Annotated in this window: 17 protein-coding genes; 6 read left to right on the forward strand and 11 right to left on the reverse strand. The window is 40.1% G+C overall.

Annotation, left to right across the window (positions count from 1 at the left end; translation table 11 throughout):
* Nucleotides 1–34 precede the first annotated feature (34 nt).
* On the forward strand, nt 35–1,822 hold the full coding sequence (locus F886_RS12065) for an IlvD/Edd family dehydratase (RefSeq protein WP_005305552.1): 1,788 nt from the start codon (nt 35–37) through the stop codon (nt 1,820–1,822).
* 15 nt (nt 1,823–1,837) lie between these two features.
* Complete coding sequence (locus F886_RS12070; RefSeq protein WP_005305555.1) at nt 1,838–3,415, forward strand: aldehyde dehydrogenase (NADP(+)); 1,578 nt, start codon at nt 1,838–1,840, stop codon at nt 3,413–3,415.
* 81 nt (nt 3,416–3,496) lie between these two features.
* On the opposite strand, the gene F886_RS12075 is transcribed toward F886_RS12070, so the two are convergent.
* On the reverse strand, nt 3,497–4,117 hold the full coding sequence (locus F886_RS12075; protein WP_005305557.1) for a TetR/AcrR family transcriptional regulator: 621 nt from the start codon (nt 4,115–4,117) through the stop codon (nt 3,497–3,499).
* 166 nt (nt 4,118–4,283) lie between these two features.
* Between F886_RS12075 and F886_RS12080 the strand changes: the two genes are divergently transcribed.
* On the forward strand, nt 4,284–5,861 hold the full coding sequence (locus tag F886_RS12080) for an MFS transporter (protein ID WP_005305560.1): 1,578 nt from the start codon (nt 4,284–4,286) through the stop codon (nt 5,859–5,861).
* Entirely contained in the window at nt 5,858–6,943 is a 1,086-nt protein-coding gene (locus F886_RS12085; RefSeq protein ID WP_005305563.1) for an HlyD family secretion protein, read from the forward strand. Before F886_RS12080 ends, F886_RS12085 begins: the two co-directional genes overlap by 4 nt.
* Nucleotides 6,944–7,021: 78 nt before the next feature.
* Here F886_RS12085 and F886_RS12090 read toward each other — a convergent pair whose 3' ends face one another.
* From F886_RS12090 to F886_RS12115, 6 genes are all read right to left on the reverse strand, one after another.
* Nucleotides 7,022–8,278, reverse strand: coding sequence for an OprD family outer membrane porin (locus F886_RS12090; protein ID WP_005305566.1), 1,257 nt, complete (start codon nt 8,276–8,278; stop codon nt 7,022–7,024).
* A gap of 78 nt (nt 8,279–8,356) precedes the next feature.
* The gene (locus tag F886_RS12095; protein ID WP_005305569.1) at nt 8,357–9,700 is read right to left on the reverse strand and encodes an MFS transporter; all 1,344 of its coding nucleotides are present in this window, start codon (nt 9,698–9,700) and stop codon (nt 8,357–8,359) included.
* A 111-nt stretch (nt 9,701–9,811) separates the two neighbouring features.
* Entirely contained in the window at nt 9,812–10,513 is a 702-nt protein-coding gene (locus tag F886_RS12100; protein ID WP_005305571.1) for a fumarylacetoacetate hydrolase family protein, read from the reverse strand.
* Nucleotides 10,514–10,544: 31 nt separating this feature from the next.
* Nucleotides 10,545–11,183: a maleylacetoacetate isomerase gene (gene maiA, locus F886_RS12105; RefSeq protein WP_005305574.1), complete on the reverse strand. Its 639-nt coding sequence runs from the start codon at nt 11,181–11,183 to the stop codon at nt 10,545–10,547.
* Nucleotides 11,180–12,400 (reverse strand): 3-hydroxybenzoate 6-monooxygenase, encoded by a 1,221-nt coding sequence (locus F886_RS12110; protein WP_005305577.1) that lies wholly within the window; start codon nt 12,398–12,400, stop codon nt 11,180–11,182. Before F886_RS12110 ends, maiA begins: the two co-directional genes overlap by 4 nt.
* 27 nt (nt 12,401–12,427) lie before the next feature.
* On the reverse strand, nt 12,428–13,465 hold the full coding sequence (locus F886_RS12115) for a cupin domain-containing protein (protein WP_005305579.1): 1,038 nt from the start codon (nt 13,463–13,465) through the stop codon (nt 12,428–12,430).
* Between the two features lie 154 nt (nt 13,466–13,619).
* Between F886_RS12115 and F886_RS12120 the strand changes: the two genes are divergently transcribed.
* On the forward strand, nt 13,620–14,513 hold the full coding sequence (locus tag F886_RS12120; RefSeq protein ID WP_005305581.1) for a LysR family transcriptional regulator: 894 nt from the start codon (nt 13,620–13,622) through the stop codon (nt 14,511–14,513).
* A gap of 102 nt (nt 14,514–14,615) precedes the next feature.
* Here the strand turns inward: F886_RS12120 and F886_RS12125 are convergent, their stop codons facing one another.
* The 3 genes from F886_RS12125 to F886_RS12135 form a co-directional block, all read right to left on the reverse strand.
* Nucleotides 14,616–16,007, reverse strand: coding sequence for an amino acid permease (locus tag F886_RS12125; RefSeq protein WP_005305585.1), 1,392 nt, complete (start codon nt 16,005–16,007; stop codon nt 14,616–14,618).
* A gap of 108 nt (nt 16,008–16,115) precedes the next feature.
* A complete protein-coding gene (locus F886_RS12130) occupies nt 16,116–17,669 on the reverse strand; it encodes a CoA-acylating methylmalonate-semialdehyde dehydrogenase (RefSeq protein WP_005305588.1) in 1,554 nt (517 codons plus the stop codon).
* Nucleotides 17,670–17,723: 54 nt separating this feature from the next.
* On the reverse strand, nt 17,724–19,106 hold the full coding sequence (locus F886_RS12135; RefSeq protein ID WP_085942783.1) for an omega-aminotransferase AptA: 1,383 nt from the start codon (nt 19,104–19,106) through the stop codon (nt 17,724–17,726).
* A gap of 96 nt (nt 19,107–19,202) precedes the next feature.
* Here F886_RS12135 and F886_RS12140 point away from each other — a divergent pair, with 96 nt between their 5' ends.
* Entirely contained in the window at nt 19,203–20,120 is a 918-nt protein-coding gene (locus tag F886_RS12140; RefSeq protein WP_005305593.1) for a LysR family transcriptional regulator, read from the forward strand.
* A 49-nt stretch (nt 20,121–20,169) separates the two neighbouring features.
* Here the strand turns inward: F886_RS12140 and F886_RS20370 are convergent.
* Nucleotides 20,170–22,305: Ig-like domain-containing protein (locus F886_RS20370; RefSeq protein ID WP_005305596.1), on the reverse strand; the 2,136-nt coding region annotated here is incomplete at its 5' end.

Genomic DNA, 22,305 nt, shown 5'->3' on the forward strand with positions numbered 1-22,305 from the left:
AATTGCTGAGCGAGATCAGTAGAAGGATCTAAAAATGAATGATCAAGATAAACGGATTTTTTTACGCAGCCAAGAATGGTTTGATGATCCTACACATGCTGACATGACAGCACTCTATGTTGAGCGTTACATGAATTATGGCCTGACCCGTGCCGAGCTACAATCAGGCCGGCCTATTATTGGTATCGCACAAACTGGTAGTGATTTGACCCCGTGTAACCGTCACCACAAAGAGCTTGCTGAACGTGTGAAAGCAGGTATTCGAGATGCGGGCGGTATTCCTATGGAATTTCCCGTTCACCCAATTGCTGAACAGTCTCGACGCCCTACAGCTGCACTCGATAGAAATCTAGCTTACTTAGGTTTAGTTGAAATATTACATGGCTATCCACTTGATGGTGTGGTACTAACCACAGGTTGTGACAAAACTACCCCTGCCTGTTTAATGGCGGCGGCAACAACAGATTTACCAGCCATTGTTTTATCTGGTGGGCCAATGCTAGATGGTCATTTTAAAGGTGAGTTAATTGGTTCCGGCACGGTGCTTTGGCATGCAAGAAACTTACTTGCCACTGGTGAAATTGACTATGAAGGGTTCATGGAAATGACCACTTCTGCTTCACCTTCAGTCGGGCATTGCAACACCATGGGCACAGCACTTTCCATGAATGCATTAGCAGAAGCTTTAGGTATGTCTTTACCGACATGTGCAAGCATTCCAGCGCCTTATCGCGAACGTGGGCAAATGGCCTATATGACTGGCAAAAGAATATGTGAAATGGTTTTGGAAGATTTACGACCATCTAAAATCATGAATAAACAATCATTTGAAAACGCCATTGCTGTAGCCTCAGCATTAGGTGCATCAAGTAACTGCCCTCCTCATTTAATTGCAATTGCTCGTCATATGGGGATTGAGCTGAGTTTAGAAGACTGGCAACGTGTTGGAGAAAATATTCCGCTCATTGTGAACTGCATGCCTGCGGGTAAATATTTGGGTGAAGGTTTTCACCGTGCTGGCGGTGTTCCTGCTGTTTTACATGAATTACAAAAAGCAGGTGTTTTACATGAAGACTGTGCATCAGTCAGCGGCAAAACAGTAGGAGAAATTGCTAAAAATGCAAAAACTTCAAATGCAGATGTCATTTTTCCTTATGAACAACCATTGAAACATGGCGCAGGTTTTATCGTGCTGAGTGGTAATTTCTTTGACAGCGCCATTATGAAAATGTCTGTTGTGGGTGAAGCATTTAAGAAAACCTATTTATCTGACCCAAGTAGTGAAAATAGCTTCGAAGCCCGTGCAATCGTTTTTGAAGGTCCCGAAGACTACCATGCCCGAATTAATGATCCTGATTTAAACATTGATGAGCATTGTATTTTAGTCATTCGAGGTGCTGGTACAGTTGGTTATCCGGGCAGTGCGGAAGTGGTAAACATGGCTCCTCCAGCGGAATTAATTAAAAAGGGAATTGACTCTTTGCCTTGTCTAGGTGATGGCCGTCAAAGCGGAACATCTGCTAGCCCTTCTATATTAAATATGTCACCTGAAGCCGCGGTAGGCGGCGGCATTGCTTTATTAAAAACTAATGACCGTTTACGTATTGATCTAAATAAACGTTCCGTAAATGTCCTCATTTCAGACGAAGAGTTAGACAAACGCCGCGAGGAATGGAAACCAACTGTATCTACATCTCAAACGCCTTGGCAAGAAATGTATCGCAACATGGTTGGCCAATTATCAACGGGTGGCTGTTTAGAGCCTGCAACGTTATACATGCGTGTGGTCAATCAAAATAACCTTCCACGGCATTCTCATTAATTTCAGGATTTTATTATGACCATTATCGGACACAATTTTATTGGCGGTTCACGTAGTGCACAAAGTTCCACTTTACTAAAAAGTGTCAATGCAACGACTGGCGAAACTTTGCCTTATGAATTTCACCATGCAACCGAGCAAGAGGTCAATCAGGCCTGTGAAGTAGCCAGTCAAGCGTTTAAGACTTACCGCCATACTTCACCTGAACAGCGTGCTACCTTTTTAGAAAATATTGCCGATGAGCTCGATGCTTTGGGTACAGATTTTCTAGAAATCGTCTCACAGGAAACGGCTTTGCCACTTGCACGCTTACAAGGTGAACGTGGCCGTACCAGTGGACAAATGCGCCTGTTTGCCAAAGTGTTACGCCGTGGTGATTTTTTAGGTGCCCGTATTGATACCGCTTTACCTGAGCGTCAGCCTTTACCTCGCCCAGATTTGCGCCAGATTAAAATCGGTGTTGGTCCTGTGGCAGTCTTTGGGGCAAGTAACTTTCCTTTAGCATTCTCAACTGCAGGTGGTGACACAGCTTCGGCACTGGCAGCAGGTTGCTCTGTAGTTGTGAAAGCCCATAGTGGACATATGGCCACAGCAGACTTCGTAGCTCAGGCTATTGAGCGTGCCGTAGAAAAATCAAATATGCCTAAAGGCGTATTTAACATGATCTATGGTAATGGCGTAGGTGAACCTTTAGTGAAACATCCTTTAATACAAGCTGTAGGTTTTACGGGATCACTTCGTGGTGGTCGCGCTTTATGTGATATGGCGGCAGCCCGTCCACAACCGATTCCGGTGTTTGCTGAAATGAGCAGCATTAACCCGATGCTGATGTTGCCAGAAGCCTTAAAAAACCGTTGTGAAAAGATTGCACAGGATTTGGCAGATTCAGTTGTTTTAGGCTGTGGTCAGTTCTGTACCAATCCGGGTTTAATCTTGGGAATTAAATCAGCCGAGTTTACTCAGCTTATTAGCAACCTAACCGAAATTATGGGTGGCAAACCTGCACAAACTATGCTGAATGCCGGAACCTTAAAAAGCTATACCGCTGGTCTTGAGCACCTAACCCAGCATCAAGGCATTAAACATTTGGCAGGTCAAACCCACCAAGGCAATCAGGCACAGCCACAATTGTTTAAAGCGGATGTTGAGTTGTTACTGGCAGGCGACCAACTTCTGCAAGAAGAAATCTTTGGGCCAACCACAGTCATCATTGAAGTGGCAGATAAAGCCCAACTCATTCGGGCATTACAAAGCATGAATGGTCAGCTGACTGCGACTTTAATTGCTGATGAAGCAGACTTAACTGAATTTGCAGATGTGGTTCCGGTGTTAGAAGAGAAAGCTGGACGATTCCTCATAAATGGCTACCCAACCGGTGTTGAAGTTTGTGATGCCATGGTACACGGCGGACCATACCCCGCCACCTCTGATGCAAGAGGAACTTCTGTTGGAACCTTGGCAATTGACCGTTACTTAAGACCTGTGTGTTACCAAAACTATCCGCAGAGTTTATTGCCGGAAGCTTTAAAAGACAGCAATCCATTGCAGATTTTAAGGTTGGTGAATAGTGAGATGACTAAAGAAGCGATCTAATCAATTAAAAAAAGAGACTACTCGCTGGTCTCTTTTTAACTTCTACATCCAGAGCTTATAGATAGAATAAAACTCCCTAAATTAATTTGGTTTGTAATTGATATTTTTCATAAATAAATCAACAGCATATTCAACCCAAGTACTAATTTCACTATCAGAAATTGTATAGTTGGGATGTGTCAGACATTTTAGATGGGCATCACTTCGTAATAATGCCAAGAATATATTTGCTGCTATATCAGCAGAAGAATTTAACTCAATCTCATTATTCTTTTGAGATTTTTCAAGATAACCCGCAATAATATTTGCAAGCCGTTGTGGGCCAACTTGAAAGAATTTTTCAGATAACTCAGGAAATCTAACGGCTTCTGCAATACAAACTCTAAAAAATGCCAATCCTGAATGCGACAATATGAAACACAGATAGGTTTTCCCCATCTCGGTTAAAGCTGAGCGTAAATTTTCAGCTTTTGTCTCGACTAAAATAATTTGCTCTTGCATGTTTCTGCATTGACGTTCAATCACCGCCGCAAACATCGCTTCTTTATTTTTATAACAACCATACATCGTCGCTTTTGAAACACCCGCTTCCTTTTGAATCATGTCTGTCGTTGTTCCACTAAAACCGTGAATCAAAAAAAACTTGGTTGCCGCATCCAGAATTTTTTGATCTTTTTCATTAGCTTTAGTTGAAACTGACATATTGACCTTATAAAAATTTTAGCGATTTCGTAGTAAGTGTAACTCATCGAAAAGTTCAAAATCGAGAATTGACGGAAATTTAATTAGAGAGTAGAGTACCGATCGGTACAGTACAGTAAATATCTGCTCCATGCAATGAATGGATGTTTAAGATTTAAGGTAAAAAATGAATACAAAGCCACTCATCGGTTTAGCAGGTGCAATATTTGCTGCAATGACTGTTGAATTTAATAACCGCATCACCAGCATTACCTTAGTCGACATTCGAGGTGCGATGGGAATTAGTGTTGACTCTGGTTATTGGGTCAATAGTATTTATGCGAGTGCCATGATTATTGGCATGATTCTGTCTACCAGTTGGGCAGTCATTTTTTCTATGCGCAGAGTTCTGCTTTTTGCTATAGGACTTTGCCTCTTTTCTAGCGTTTTAATTCCATTCAGTCCAAATATCGAAATCTTTTATTTATTGCGTGGCTTACAAGGGCTCGCTAATGGTCTAACCATTCCTTTACTCATGGCTTGCGCACTTAGATTTTTAGGACCTGATATTCGGCTATGGGGTCTCGCCTGCTATGCATTAACTGCGACGTTCTTTCCTAACCTAAGTGCCGCACTCTCTGCTTTTTATTTAGATGTGGTTGGCTGGAAGATGATATTTTTCCAAACCATTCCTTTTTGTGCGCTAAGTGCTGCACTGGTGTACTTTGGGATTCCCCAAGATCCATTGAATTATTCAAGAATAAAAACTTACGATTGGATGGGTGCCATTTTAGCGATTATTAGCTTAGCCAGCCTGAGCACCATGTTGTTGCATGGCAACCATTTAGACTGGTTCCATTCTCAATTAATTTGTGTATTAGCCTTAATTAGTGCAATTACTTTACCTTGGTTTTTCATACATGAATGGCGTTATCCGTCACCACTCATTAAACCGCAAATGCTCGAAATCCGAAATTTTGCCTACGCCGTTATTGCCCTGTTTTGTTTTGTCATTATTGGTATGTCTACCAGCACATTACCACTCAATTACTTAAGTGCTGTGCATGGCTATAAACCCACTCAGACCATGTGGATTGGCTTACAAATTGCGGCATTGCAATTTATCTATATTCCTATTGTTGTGAAGCTTTTAAATCAAGCTTGGGTGGATAGCCGATATGTACACGGGTTTGGTTTACTTCTGGTCATCGCGGGTTGCCTAGGTGCAAGTCAACTTGATACCACATGGAATCAAGATCAGTTTTATTTTTGGCATGCAATCTCATGTTTGGGGCAAACCTGTGTCGTGCTCTCTCTCTTAATGATGGGAACAAACAGCGTTCACCCAACCATGGCAATTTATGCATCACCAATGATTAATACTCCGCGTGCTATTAGCGGTGTACTGGGTGTATGTATTTTGGATTGGATCAATCGAGTGCGTGGTGAATACCATTCAACACGGCTGATTGAAAATACTGCCCAACATGTTTTCCAAAATATTCAAGGCCCTGTCATTAATCCGCTTACTCCCCCTGTGCTTAACGCAAATGGTACAGACCATGTTTCAGGTGGTTTATCTGCCCTAAATTCTGCGATTCAAGCGCAACAATCTGTTTTAGTTATTAGCGATCAATATCTCATCTTAGCTGGCCTTACCGCTATTTTGTTCATCGTGATGTTGATTTTGCCAGTTCGAACTTATCCGCCACGTATTGCTCTCATTAAGTTAATGAATAGTCATAACTCAGGAAAATCTTTATGAGTACTCTCGAAGCCCAAGATACCATCCACACCGAACCACCTAAGTTAACAAAGGTGCAATATCTCAAAAAGCATTGGGTTATGGTTATTGCGTTCATTATTGTCTTAGCATCTATTTTGTGGGTTTTAAAACTTATATTTTTACCATCTTCGATTATTGAAACAGACGATGCGCGTGTGGATGTAGAGTACTCAACCATTGCCCCTAAAGTATCTGGCAATATTGAAGAAATTTATATTAAAGATCATCAGACCGTAAAAAAAGGCCAACTTTTAGCAAGGATTGATGCACGTGATTATCAAGCTGCTTTAGCTGAAGCTGAATCGAATTATGCAAAAGCACAAGCTGACGTGAGTGAAGCGATGCTCGCAGTTGATAGACAACCCACTGTTATTCGAGAAACCGAAGCACAGCTGAGAAAAGTAGAAGCTGGGATTAAACTCACAAAAGATAATACGGCGCGTTATGAGCAACTACAGGCACTTGGGGCAGAGTCTAGATTAATTACACAACAATCTAAGACTACTTTGACGGAACAATATGCTGACTTAGACAGCAGTAAAGAAAAAGTGATTGATGCACAGTATCAGCTCAACCAATACAAGATTCAGGTACAAGCCAAACAAGCTGCTCTTAAACAAGCACAAGCGGCACTTGATAAAGCAAAACTGAATTTGAGCTATACAGAAGTTCGTGCACCTATTGATGGCATGATTGGTCAAAAGTCAGCTAACGTAGGTAACTTTGTGAGCGCTGGTAATCCACTCATGGTGGTTGTGCCTTTAGACCAAGTCTATGTAGAAGCAAACTTCCGTGAAATTGAGCTAAAACAAATTAAGATCGGACAACCTGTTAATGTCTATGTAGATGCTTATAACGTTGAGCTAAAAGGCGTTGTAGATAGTTTCTCTCCATCTACTGGCGCATTTTTCTCTCCGATCTCTGCGACCAATGCGACTGGTAACTTTACCAAGATTGTTCAGCGTCTACCTTTACGAATCAAGCTTGTTGAAAATCAAAAAGACGTTAAATTATTACGTCCTGGTTTATCTGTTTTAGTCTCTATTGATACGAATAAATAGATAGTCTAGATTTCAAAATATGAGAGACAAAGAGACCATTTACGGTCTCTTTTTTAATGATGAACTTTAAAAACGTCTTTAAAACTTTTTGGTGTAGTTTACAAACAAGCGATCTTCGCCAAAATCATTGCCATGTTTTACGTTGTAATCAATCCGAATATATTGCAGGGCCACGCCTTTTAAGAACGGCTGTTGAAACGCATAATTTAAAATCACATTCGACTCGGTTTCATGGTTTTTCTCACCGTTGGCTGCTTTAAAATCATGTCCGTAAACATATTTCACCATTGCATTTAGGCCTGGTACATAGTCTTTAAAGTCATAGCCGTACATGACATGGTAAGACTTTTCATCTTCTTTAAAGAAGCCAGTGGCGTTCCAGTTAATGAAATAGGTCTCTGGTAAGAAACCATCTGGTAATGGATAAGCCGACTCACCGATAATTTGTTGGTACCCCAAACCAAAGGTATGATTTTTTACTTTAAGCGTTTCTAGTACTCCAATATTTTGCGCATCAATATCAAAAGTATTGCCGTCATCTTTTGCATTGAAGTATTTAAACTTAGAAGTAAGCGCAAAATTAGGTTGTTTCCAATTATGCTCAAGCCCTACATAGTGTTTATTGTAGAGATCCTCTAAATTACCAAAGTAATATTCACCCTTGAGTGATGGCGTGAATTGATAGCGCAGGTCTATGTAATTTAAGCCATCAGATTCTTTAGTAACCCCATTTGCTGTGAACGAAAACTTTTTAAAGTCTTCTTCATTTCGTGGAGAGACTTTTTCAACCCGACCAATTTCAGCGTAGAGCTGATCTGAAAGTTGAGACTTTAAGTTGGTTCCCCAATAAGAGGCCAGTAATTGTCGGCTCGCATCAACCGCCGTTACGGGTAGGTCTAACCAGAGTTCACCGACACTTAAAAGTGTTTTGTCATAGCCTAGTTTTAAAGTTGCACCATATTTTAAAAAGTCTGATGCTTGAGATTGTGTTTCCTTATTAAAAGGCAAAACTGTGTCTGCAACGTGTTTGTCTGCACTTAAGCGAACGGCGTATTGAACAGAAGCATCTGCACCAATGGTGATTGGTTTGTCTGCAATTTGCAGTGGTGTGTCATGCATTTTCGATTTATAAAATAATGATGCTGCCTGAGACCAACTGCCCGTATCTTTGAGGGCATCATTATCAAAATTACGGTTGATGTAGGCGTTTTTTAAAGTGAATTTCCATTCATCTTCGCTTTGTTGAGCGGTATCTGCTGCCCACAGCATTGAATGACCACTACAGATAACTAAAAGAGTAGAAAACTTTAAATATGGTGTTTTTAAATATTTCATGAAACAAATCATCCTTTAACTATTGTCTGCGCCATCCTTTGGCACAGACATATATTTGTTCAGTGGAATCGCGTTAACTCAATTCGAAGCGACTAAAACTTGAGACCGATTTTTCTTTAAACGTTTAATGAGTAACAACGAAACCGCGGCACAAAATGCAGGTATCGCTAAAATACTTAAAATTTCAAAACTGGAGAGATTTAATGACATTAACCAGCCGCCCATAATTGATCCTACAATCGACCCTGAGCGCCCTACTGCATTGGCCCAACTTACCCCTGTTGCACGGCAATGTGTTGGATAAAAACTAGATGCAAAAGCATTGGCTCCTACTTGCGAACCACTAATTCCAGCACCTACCCCAAACATGGCAAACATCAATAAAGCCGTATTTGCCTGTTCAATTCCGAACCCTAAACAAATCAGGAAAAAACCACCAAAAACATAAGCTGTACTTAAAATTTTGGTTGCATCCATCTTATCCATTAGTAGGCCTAAGACAATCGCACCAATGGTTCCACCTATTTGGAAAATTGAAGTCAGCCATGATGCATTGGATAAATTGAAGCCTTCATTGGTCAATAAAGTAGGCATCCAACTTGAAATCATATAAATAATGAGAAGGCTCATAAAAAAGGTAAACCAAATCAAAAAGGTGCCTAAAGCAAAGCCTTTATTAAACAAATCTTTCAAGCTTGATTTTTCGACTTCATTGACTGTTGGAACCAACGTAGGAGTGCTATTTAAATGCGGTGCGATACGGTGAATAATCTTTTCAATTTTCTCGGTGCCTTTCTTTTTAAGCACTAAAAATCGAATAGACTCAGGTAATAAAAAATATAAGAAAGGTACAGTCGCTAAAGGCAATACGCCCCCAATGAGCAAAATACCGTGCCAACCAATATGAGGAAGTAGTTGAGCCGAAAAAATACCACCAAGAGCAGAACCCACTGTAAAGCCACAAAACATCATGGTCACTAAATTAGAGCGACGAGATGTAGGCGCATATTCAGAGGTTAAAGTAATTGCATTGGGTAAAGCCCCACCTAAACCCAAACCAGTGAGAAATCTCCAAATAATTAGGGTTTGTAAATCTGCTGAAAAAGAGGCAAAAACACTGGCAATTCCAAACATAATCACCGAACCAATCAAAATCGGTTTACGGCCTAATTTATCGGATAACGGTCCGAAAATGAGTGCACCTGCCATCAATCCAAATAAGCCAGCGCCAAATAAAGGTGCCAAATCAGTTGCTTGCAACCCCCATTCTGCCTTTAAAGCAGGTGCAATAAACCCAACTGCTGCGGTATCGAAACCATCAATCGCAACAATCAAAAAACACAACCACATGATTAATTTTTGCAAAGACGATAGCGGTATTTCATCAATGAAACTTTGTACGTCTATAGAATTTTGAGACATGAGAGCTCCTTTCGCCAATACATTGGCGTATATGCAATCCTTAGCAAAGGTGCCCAACTGTATTTTTTATTTAGGTTGAGCACCTATTTCAATAAATCAGATCAATTTGATTTATTTCACATTCACCGTAATTCCAGTCAGTCCAGTAATGTCTGCACACATAACATCACCTTTCACTACAGCACCCACACCTTCTGGAGTTCCTGTAAAAATCAAATCACCTGCTTTTAATTCAAATAGAGTAGACAAATTGGCAATCGTTTCAGCCACAGACCAAATTAGGTGACTGACATCGCTGTGCTGTTCGGTTTTACCATTTACCGTTAAATGAATATCGGCACTATTGATTTCACCTGTTTGAGTAATCGGATGAATTGGGCCAACTGGTGCAGAAAAATCAAAAGCCTTACCGATTTCCCATGGGCGACCTTTTTCACGCATTGCCATCTGTAAGTCACGGCGTGTCATATCTAAACCGACGGCATAGCCGTAGATATAGTTCACTGCATCCTCAACCGATACATTTTTGGCATCTTTACCAATTGCAACAACCAACTCAATTTCATAATGAAAATTTGAAGTTTCAGATGGATATGGAATATCAACCGCATCTGTATTTACCGGAACAATCGACTCAAGATCATTTGGCTTACAAAAGAAAAATGGTGGTTCACGGTCTGGATCAAAACCCATTTCACGTGCATGAGCAGCATAGTTACGTCCGACACAATACACACGGCGTACTGGAAATTTATGCTCTGAGCCGTGAATAAATAGACCAGCAGTGGTCATTGGTTCAAAAATAAATGACATGTTAAATTCCTTCTATTAAGTTAATCACGACTCAAAATGCGTCAGCCTGCTGTTCAGGTGCTGCTTTTTGAAATGCTTCTAAGGTCATGCAATGTTGATAAATTTCATTAATGTTTGGATAAGCCGATAAATCGACTTTAAAACGCTCGGCAGAAACGACTTGTGGAACTAAATAAGCATCTGCAATGGTCGGTTGCTTGCCATAGCAGAACTTTTCGCGATTCTGGTCTTGTTCCAAAATATGCTCCAAAGCCGTAAACCCATCCTGAATCCACTTAGCACACCATGCATTGATTTGTGCCTCATCCAGCCCTAAGTTCTGGCGTAAATATTCAAGAACACGTTTGTTGTTTAAGGGGTGAATGTCACACCCAACTAAAGCAGCAATGGCGCGGACTTTTTCACGACCCAATGCATCTGTAGGCAATAAAGCTGGTTCGGGATATTGTTCTTCTAGCCATTCGATAATGGCTGGACTTTGCAACAAGTTTCCTGATTCAGTTTCAAGTACTGGTACAAACCCTTGCGGATTTAAGGCTTTAAAAGCAGCTTGATGGTGTTCATTTTTAGCGAGCGAGATATAAGTTGCTTCGTAAGCCAAACCCTTTAGGTTCAACACAATGCGAGTTCGATGCGATGTACCGCTACGGAAAAAGCTATAGAGTTTCATGCTACATTTCCTTGATAATTTTTCACTGCATCAAGGCAGTTATTGACATTCCAGCCATATAACCATTCCATTGCATCATAAAAACGTTCAGTAGGACGTCCACGCCACAAATCGTTTCGAACCAAGCGTTGTACACCTTTGGCATGGTAAATTTTGCCCATTTCACGTGAAGACAAAACAATACGTGCTGTACGTGCCACACGTGCTTTTTGGTAAATATCAAAAGCTTTTAAAATGTCATGGTCAGTAACACGTAACGCTTCACCTAAAGTTACGGCGTCTTCCATCGCCATACATGCACCTTGCGCCATATATTGCGTGGTTGGATGTGCTGCATCGCCAAGTAATGTCACACGGCCAAAAGTCCATGTTTCAATAGGTTCACGGTCTGCGGTTGCCCAGCGGCGCCAACTTTTAGGTAACTCAATCAATTGACGAGCTTTCGGGCAAATTCCTTGAAAATAAGACAGCACTTCTTCTTTAGAGCCGTCGGTTACACCCCACTGTTCTTGCTCACGACTATGGAACGTCACCACAACGTTATATTCCTTTCCGCCGCGTAGTGGATAATGCACAAGGTGACAATTTGGTCCGACCCAAATACTGGCTGCATTCCATTTCAAGTCTTCAGGAAACTCGCTTTCAGGTACTACAGCACGGTAAACCACATGACCTGTAACCAATGCTGGGTCACCTACATAGGTGTCCCGCACAACAGATTTAACCCCATCAGCACCGATAAGTGCCTGACCATGATATTGCGTACCGTTTTGATCGGTAATCGTTACGCCAACATCATCTTGCTCAACTTTTTGAATATGACAATTAGTGATAATTTCCAAGTTGCCGTATTGTTTTGCACCTTCGACCAATGAACCATGAATATCGGCACGGTGAATCACCGCATATGGGTTACCAAAACGTTCACGGAATTTTTCATCAGTTGGAATTTTGCCAACCTGATATTCATCAATCGCATCATGCATGACCATATAGTCGGTATAGACCGCTTTACTGCGAGCAATTTCACCAATTCCTAGCGCATCAAAAGCATGAAATGCGTTTGGCCCTAGTTGAATTCCTGCACCGATCTCACCAATTTCAGGGGCTTGTTCAAAAACCTGTACCTTAAAGCCTTGTTTTGCCAAAGCGAGTGCAGCTGCAAATCCGCCAATGCCGCCACCAGCAATTAATATCGGTTGTTGAGTATTTGACATGATTTATATCCTTATAAAATATTCTATTTACTGGCGCTCACGCACAGAGTACAAACCCAGTTTCCGTTGTAAGGGTGCTTCATCTGCGATAAACAAATAACATGGTTGATCTGAGGTATTGATTAAATCAATATAAGAAAAACATGGCGCACATGCCGTATCAGCTTTATTTAAATTGAAATCTTTCTGATCAATTTTGACTTGGAGCTGACCGTCAATCACATGAAAAATTTGGGCAGTAGAGCGCGGTTGGAGCTGTAAAGTTTCATTTGGTCTGAGCATTAAAGCGGAGTAACCAATAATATTTTGGCAGTCATCACCAGTTTCAGGGTTGATGTAAGTCACCTGAATTGGAGCTTGATGGTTTTTATCATCAGCAAGTGCATGCAAAACTTTTTTGGTTTCTTTCCAAGAGTAGCGCATGATCGGATACGAGGCATTTTCACGGGTAAAATGTGCTGTTGGTACAATGCCCGTTCCATAATGATGAGCATTTCCGGCACTGGTCACTTTTTGGATTTCACCTGGTTGCACATAAGAAGCTTCCATGTAATAAACCAAAGGTAAATCCAGTACATCTAACCAGATGACAGGCTCATCGCCATCATGTCCATGTTCATGCCAAAGCCCTGATGGCGTAAGGATTAAATCTCCATGCTCCATCATGCATTTTTGACCTTCAACCGTCGTATAAGCCCCTTCACCTTCAACAATCAGGCGCACTGCATTTGGGGTATGTCGATGTGATGGTGCCCACTCTTTTGGCAATAAAAGCTGCATGCCAAGATACATGACCGAACTGGCTTTCATATTTTCCAGACCATGTCCGGGATTTGCTAAAACCAATACACGGCGTTCAGCTTTTTCAATTGGTGTTAACTCACCTGCTTCGAGCAATAAAGGTTTAATATTCTGAAAATACCAAGCGGTTGCTATGGTTTGCGGCATCGGTTTATGCGGAGGTAATACATTGCGTAAACTTGGCCATAAAGGGACTAAATTTGATTCTTCAAGTTGACCAAGATAACGTTTTGGTAAGTCATCTAACGTTGCTAACTGTTCCATTTCAGATCCTCTATTTAAGGCCAATTTGTACAAGAATGCTTTGTACTTTTAAGACCTATTCTTCCTTGATCATCAATGTAACAATCGAAAATTGTTGAATCCATGCACAAAAAACAATAGTCTGTATTGATAAAATCAATACAAGGAAATTAAAGTGTTTGATCTTGATACTCGGCTTTTACAAATTTTCTTTGAAATTTATAAACATAGTAGTGTGTCTAAAGCTGCCGAACAGCTTGAAATTGGCCAACCGACTTTAAGTATTGCGTTAAATAAATTACGTGAGCATTTTCAGGACCCACTTTTTGTCCGTATTGAAAATAAGATGCAACCTACTGAGTTATCTAAACAAATATATCCGCTGGTTGTAGAAATTCTGAACCGACTAAAACTGGTTCAAAACTACAATATTGAATTCGATCCACTGACTTCAAATTATCAATTTAAAATCAGCATGACTGATATTAGCCATCTGGTTTTATTACCTAAACTGATCAATTATTTACGTGCCCATGCGCCTAACATTCGCTTGGAAATTGTCCCCATTGATGCCAATACACCAATCATGATGTCAAATGGCGATATTGATTTAGCCATTGGTTTTTTACCTCAGCTCGAAGCAGGTTTTTATCAGCAAACACTTTTCCAGCAACGTTATATTTGTATTGCCAGTAAAGAACACCCGAGGCTTACAGGCACAACGCTTTCAGACCAAGAGTTTCGCCAAGAGCTACATGTCGATATTTTTGCAACGGGTGGGCACTACGTGCTGGAGCATGAGCTACAAAAATTGGGAGTAAACCGAAATATTCTGGTTCGTTTGCCAAGCTATTTAGGGGTAGGCTTGGTTGTTCAAGACACCGACGCAATTGCGACTATTCCTCATTATTTAAGTCAAGTGCTTTTAGTCAGAGGTGGTTTAAAAGTTTTAGAACCGCCTTATCATTTTCCGACTTATAGCGTAAAGCAGCATTGGCATGCACGAGTTCACCAAACACCAAGCAACCAATGGTTGAGAAGAGTATGTTTTGAACTTTTCTCTGAATAGAGAATTTAAACAGGCACTATTAAAAATCTAATAAAAACAAAAAGACTTTGCATAGATGAATAAAATTTCACTACACAAAGTCTTTATAAACTCTTTTTTTAATTAATCTAAATTCATGGCAACCGATCTGGTTGCTTTACGCTTTCGCGTGACAAACAACCCGCAAATGACCACCAATAAAGTGACGCCTAAAGATAAAGTAGTTTCATAACTATAGGTAGGTGATAAGAACATATAACCTAAAACCGTCATAATCACTAAAATCACAAACCACGTTAACCAAGGGAACAGCCACATTTTAAAAGATATAGCTGCGCCCTCTTTTTCCAATTTATGTCTTAACCGTAGTTGAGAAAATGCGATTACTAGGTAGACCAGTAAAGCAATTGAGCCTGTGGTGGATAGCAAGAATCCAAAGACTTGGCCTGGAAACATATAATTCACGGCACAGCAAATCACGCCAACCAAAGTCGATAAAAATACGGCTGAAGTCGGCACACCTGCTCTATTAATTTTTGTCACAACACTCGGTGCTTCGTGGCGTGTACCTAAAGCAAATAACATTCGAGATGAGGTATAAACTGCAGCATTCATACAGCTTGCAACCGCAATAAAAACGACGGCGTCCATAATCAGTTTAGTCTCAGGTACATTCAGACTCATTAATACAAACTGAAAGGTTCCGAACTTCTGTAAGTCTGGCGAACGCCAATCGACCAAAGCAACTGCAAGAAAAATCGAAACAACAAAGAATAAAATAATTCGATAAAGTACTAAATTCGTTGCACGTTTAATTTTTTCTTCTGGATTTTTAGATTCTGCCGCTGCAATAGAAAGAATTTCTATTCCAAAAAATGAAAATGCTGAGATTAAAATTGCTGATAAAACACCGCCCATTCCGTGTGGCATAAAACCACCATTTGAAAATAGGTTGCCAACCCCACTGACATTTGTTGCTAAAGGCCACATCCCAAAGACAGCCATTGCTCCAATGATAATAAATACTACAATCGCAATGACTTTAATAAGTGCAAACCAAAACTCAAATTCACCAAAGCTTTTGGTACTAAAAAAGTTAGCTAGACTAAGTAAAATAATAAAGGCAAACGCATAAACAGCACTGGAAATTTGTGGAAACCAAGCATGTAAAATTTCAGCTCCAGCAATGGCTTCAATTGGAATCACCAGTACCCAAAACCACCAATATAGCCATCCAATGGTAAACCCTGCCCAAGGACCAATTGCTTTACGGGCATATGTAGAAAATGAACCTGTATCGGGTTGTGCGACCGCCATTTCACCCAGCATGCGCATAACCAGAAAAACTAAAATACTTGTAATTATATAAGCGAGTACGGCAGCAGGCCCTGCTTTAGCAATTGCCGCAGAAGAGCCTACAAATAAACCTGCACCAATAACGCCACCAATACTAATCATGGTGACATGTCGATTAGAAAGTCCTTCACTTAATTTTATTGTTTTATCATTGTTCATATTCGATTCCTTCAAATTGACAAACTGATTTTAAAACCGTCTTAAAAATGTACTTCTCCAACTTGTACGAAACAAAAAAGGGAAAATCAGAGTTTTCCCTTTTATTGATTAATTTAATGTAGGCATAGCAAATTGTTTGGCTTCACGGACCTGCGTTGAAGGCCAACGTTGGGTAATGGTTTTACGGCGTGTATAAAAACGCACACCATCTGGGCCATATGCATATAAATCACCAAACAATGAACGCTTCCAACCACCAAAGCTATGATATGCAACTGGTACAGGTAATGGCACATTGACCCCAACCATACCAACTTGAATATTGCTGGTAAAATAACGTGCAGCCTCACCGTCACGAGTGTAAATACACGTTCCATTACCATATTCATGGTCATTAATGAGTTGCATTGCATCTTGCATGGTTTGTACACGAATGACTTGTAAAACAGGGCCAAATATTTCTTGCTGATAACTTGTCATGTCTGGCGAAACTTGGTCAATTAAAGTCGGCCCAACAAAAAAACCATTTTCATAACCAGCCGGTTTTGCATCACGACCATCTACAACAATTTTAGCACCTTGTTGCTCTGCACTTTGAATAAAAGCTTGTACTTTGTCTTTATGTGCTTGCGTAATGAGCGGTCCGAAGTCATTACGCTCATCTGCATAGTGCCCAAACTTCAATTGCTTCATTTCTTGTTTTAATTTTTCGATCACAACGTCGGCAACTTCATCGCCAATAGCAACTGCGACTGATAACGCCATACAACGTTCGCCAGATGAGCCAAATGCTGCACCTAACAAAGAAGTCACGACATTATCAATATCGGCATCAGGCATAATAATCGCATGATTTTTTGCTCCGCCTAAAGCTTGGCAGCGCTTACCACTCGCCGTTGCCGTACGGTATATGTACTCTGCAATAGGCGTTGAACCAACAAAGCTAACCGCTTGAATTTTAGGATGATGTAGCAACGTATCAACCGCCTCTTTATCGCCATTTACAACGCTAAAAACACCATCAGGTAAGCCTGCTTGTTTTAAAAGCTCCGCTAGAAATAAAGCAGCCGAAGGCGCTTTTTCCGAAGGTTTTAAAATAAAACAGTTACCGCAAACTATCGCCATCGGGAACATCCACAACGGAACCATTGCAGGAAAGTTAAAAGGCGTAATACCTGCAACCACACCTAGCGGCTGGAACTCACTCCACGAATCAATATCTGGACCCACATTTTTTGAATATTCGCCTTTTAAAAACTCAGGCGCACCACATGCATACTCAACATTTTCAATGCCACGTTGTAATTCACCTTTAGCATCATGGCAAATTTTTCCGTGTTCTTCACCAATGAGTTGGCAAAGCTTGTCAGCATTTTCTTCGAGTAATTGCTTAAATTTAAACATCACACGCGCACGTTTAATCACTGGTGTATCACGCCATGCTGGAAAAGCCTGCTCTGCAATTTGAACCACTTGGTTGACCAACTCGGCATCTGCAAGTGCAACTTCTTTTGTACTCTCACCTGTCGCTGGGTTATAAACAGGTTGTTTCTTGGTAGTTTTAGTGACAAGTCCACCATCAATAAAATGCCCTACCACTTTAACGGTTTGCTGACTTGAATCTGTTTCTGTGTTGCTATCAAAATTCTCTAAAGTGTTCATCTTTATTCCTTGTGTCTATTCATCTTGTCCAATTAAGTTTTAAATCGATCAGTGTTATTTCACTTGATAAATTGCCTCACCGACGGCATTCATGAGTCGTTGTAACTCAGCTTCAGTGCTATTAAACATTGGACCAAACTGAAGCGTATCTCCGCCAAAACGGACATAGAAACCCGCTTTCCAAAGTTGCATACCAATTTCAAAACCACGAATCGTGGCATCGCCATCACGCGGAGCTAATTGCACAGCACCAATCAGCCCGCAGTTGCGTATATCAATAATATTTGGAGCGCCTTTTAATTCATGTAAAAGTTTTTCGAAGCTTGGAGCCAAATCAGCCGATTGATGAATTAAATTTTTGTTTTCTAAAACATCAAGCGTCGCTAAAGCCGCAGCACAGGCAACAGGATGCGCCGAATAGGTATAGCCATGGGTAAACTCAACCGCATGTTCTGGTAAATTTTGCTGCATAAAGGCATCATAAATTTCATGGCTTGCCACCACGCCACCCAACGGAATAGCGCCGTTGGTAATTTGTTTGGCAAAATTTAAAATATCTGGCGTAACGTCAAAATATTCTGAAGCAGTCCAAGTTCCCATTCGCCCAAAACCAGTAATGACTTCGTCAAAAATCAATAAGATGTCATGCTGATCACAGATCTCTCTTAAACGTTGTAAATAGCCTCTTGGCGGTACAATACATCCTGCCGAACCTGACACTGGCTCTACAATAACGGCAGCAATATTCGAAGCATCATGTAGCTCAATTAACTTAAGCATTTCATTGGCAAGCTCTACCCCACCTGTTTCAGCACAGCCTTTTGTAAAACTTAAATCGGGCTGCAAAGTATGCGGTAAATGGTCTACATCCATAAGCTGACCAAACATTTTTCGGTTACCACCGATACCACCCAGACTTGTCCCCGCAACATTTACACCATGGTATCCACGTGCGCGCCCAATCAGCTTGGTTTTGCTTGGTTTGCCTTTAATTCGCCAATAGGCACGCGCCATTTTAATTGCGGTGTCGGCAGATTCTGAACCTGAGTCGGTAAAGAACACATGCTGCAATTTTTCAGGCATATGTTGAATAATTCGTTCAGCCAATTGAAACGACAATGGATGACCAAACTGAAATGCTGGTGAGTAATCCAGCTTTGACAACTGAGTACTTACAGCCTGCTGAATTTCAGGAAGCGTATGCCCAGCTCCACACGTCCACAGACCTGATAATGAGTCGTAGACTTCACGGCCAGTGCTATCGATTAAATAAGACCCTTTAGCACCGACAATCATGCGCGGATCTTTATGGAAATTACGATTTGCGGAAAATGGCATCCAATGCGCTTGATAATTTAAGCTCATCTGAGCATTTGATTGAACGGTTTCCGATGCTGCATCGTCATCAGTTAATTTGTCGATATCAAACATAATCACTCTTCTTGTTTTGAGGCTATTTTTTGAGTGTACAGAGCGATATAGTTTTGATAAATTCAAATTATCTTGAGTTTAGATTTAAAAAAACAAAACTAAATGAAACCTAAAAAATTAAATCAAGTCACTGATTTTGATATTAAATTACTTAAAATATTTAAAACGGTTTGTGACTGTCACAGCTTTACGTCTGCCGAAAGTATTCTTGGCATTAGCCGCTCTGCGATTAGTTTGCATATGAGCGATTTAGAAAATCGTTTAGGCATTCGGCTATGCCAACGTGGCCGCGCCGGGTTTGCATTAACTGATGAAGGACGGGAAATTTTAGAATATATAGAAGTGCTCACCGCTTCTATCGAGGACTTTCGCTCCAAAGTCAATCAAATGCACAACCGTCTAAAAGGCGAGTTTAATATAGGTATTATTAATAACCTCGTGACCATGCCAAGTGGCTACATTACCAATACGCTGGCACAACTTGCTGAAGAACATTCTGAAGTGATCATTAACATTAGCATGAGCACCCTTTCAGATATTGAGTGCCGTGTGCTAGACAACCGTTTACATGCGGGAGCAATTCCCCTTGTGACTCCGCTGTCTGGCCTAGACTATTTTGATTTATATAGCGAAAGTTCATTTTTATATTGCGGTAAAAACCATCCTTTGTTTGGCAAATGTAGCAAGATGGATTTAGATGAATTAAAAAAATGGCAAGCTGTACTTCCTAATTATGCAATTACACCTGAAGCGGCAAAGTTACACCAGCTTTTAGACTGTAAAGCGACAGCAAGTGACCGTGAAGGAATTGCATTTCTGATTTTAACGGGGAAATTCTTAGGTTTTTTACCCGACCACTATGCAAAAAAATGGGTTGAAGATGGTTTTATGCAAGCTATTTCAAAAGAAAAAATGCATTATAGCACCCCCATTTGTTTAATTACTCACAAGGGCAAAAACCACAATATTATTTTAAAAACCTTTATGGAGATGCTTGAGAAGCGGGTTATTGGGGGTTAAAAAAAAGAGACCATTAACTGGTCTCTTTTTTAGTCTATTATTAAACAACTTAATGAATAAAGGTATTTGAAGCGATTAAGTTCTCTAAGGTATCATGTTTACCAGTAAGCAAAATTAATTCTTGCGAATGATACGTAGATTGACTAGCCCCATCTCTATCAACTGAAATAATTAGCCCCGCCTCAGTATCTTTTACAGAAATATAATCTTGAAGATTTCCATTTTCATTAATAAGCAATTGAGACAAATCAATTTTATCATTCTCTATGAGATTAAAATCAGTCCACTCACTCTTAGCATTTCCGCCTAAATTATCTGTATTATCAAGAATATTAAAAATTAACGTGTCTGTGCCTGAATTTAAAGTATATGAATAAGTTTGATCTGCTGTAATTGCCTCAATTACATCATTACCAGTTGTACCCAGTACAGTTTTGACAATATGTTGCTCAATTTGTGCCTTATCCCAGACTGTTCCATCATCAAATACAATGGACGATAATTGTCCTTCACCAAAATGTATTGTGGCAGTTGAATCATTGAACGTAATAACTCTATCCGCGCTAGCCTGTTTTAAAATAATTTCATCAGCTGAAACTGATTTTAAATAAAGTGTATTTTGTTCATTTGTATTATCTAAGATATGAACATAACTTAACGACCCTAATAATGCTTTATCTACAATATAGGTATCATTCCCTGCTTCGCCAATTAATCCTGTATATACATTCGGGGAATTACCACCATAAATCAATGTATCGTTCCCAGATCCACCGTATAAACTATCAGAACCCCCATTAGAAATTAACGTATCATCTCCATTGCCACCATAAAGATAATCATTTCCTGTAGATCCTTTAATAATTTGAGTAAATGTAGGGTCTGTTGGCTTGTAAGTTCCTGATACAGTATTAATTATAGTGGTTAGTGGTTGAGAACTATTCCCAGCTTGATCTATAGCAGTTACCCTATATTCTACATTTAACCAATCGAATTTTTCCTCAACATTTACCTGAACCCAAGCATCATCAATTTTTTGTTCAACAATATAACTATCACTTGGCGCATTAAAAATAATTTTATCTGTACTAACATCGTAATTAAACAAATTAGCCAAAATAGGTGCTGTAGTATCAGGTGCATTTATATTAATTGAACTTTCATTACCTTTAGCATCCTCAGCAATTACTTTTAATAGTTCACCATCTTCATAAACCGTATTCAAAATTACATTGTAATACCCAGATGCATCAGCTATTGCCGAACCGATTACATCACCTGCAGCATTTTTAACAATTATTGTGGCATTTGCTTCAGTTGTACCTTGTACTGATTGCCCTTCAGCCCATCCACCTTGAATAGTTGGTTGATGCAAAATTGGTGGCGTACTATCTGATGCAATAACCTCTTTCGCTTCAGTTTTATTATCCGATTGATCTGCTGCCGTTACGCTTAAGCTTTCGCCATTTAAGTAAGCTTTATCAAGAGTAATAGAATAATTTCCTGCCTCATCTGCATTAGCTGTGCCTACAACTTTTGTTTCGTAATGGTCTACTTCTAAAATAGTTTTTGGCACTTCTTGCGTTACATTTACATTTATAACAGGGACCATTGAACTAGAATAATTTACTGTCAAAGTATAGGTTCCAGATGCTAATACTGAACCTTGTGCTAGATCAATACTGTAATTTCCGTTTCCAGCTTGAGAGATACTACCAGTTAGACTTGTATTTAAACTCGCACCAGAAAGAGTTGAGCTATAACTACCAGAAAGTGAATTAGTCGAAGAGCTCAAATTTAAAGAAACATGTGTATTTGTACCTGTAACTTCGAAAGAATATGTTTTCGATAAATAATTTGACTGTACTGTCTCATTCAAAACAGATTGGGTTTCTAAAACAGTTACTTCTTTATAAACAGCAGTTACTTGTTCTACTGTCACTCTTGCACCTACTTCAGTCTTACCTGCAACCACTTTACCTGCAGCATCTATAATTGCAGTTAGACTTGAAGGTGCAGTGGTATCTGGTGCAACAAGGGTTTTCGGCGCTGTAGCATTACCCGCTTTGTCCGCAGCCGTTGCACTTAAACTTTCACCATTTAGATAAGCTTTATCTAGAGTAACTGAATATTTTCCTGTAGCGTCTGCGGTAGCTGTACCGACTACAGTTCCTGCAATATTCTT

The organism is Acinetobacter sp. NIPH 542 (assembly GCF_000369825.1).
Classification (GTDB): Bacteria; Pseudomonadota; Gammaproteobacteria; order Pseudomonadales; family Moraxellaceae; genus Acinetobacter; species Acinetobacter oleivorans.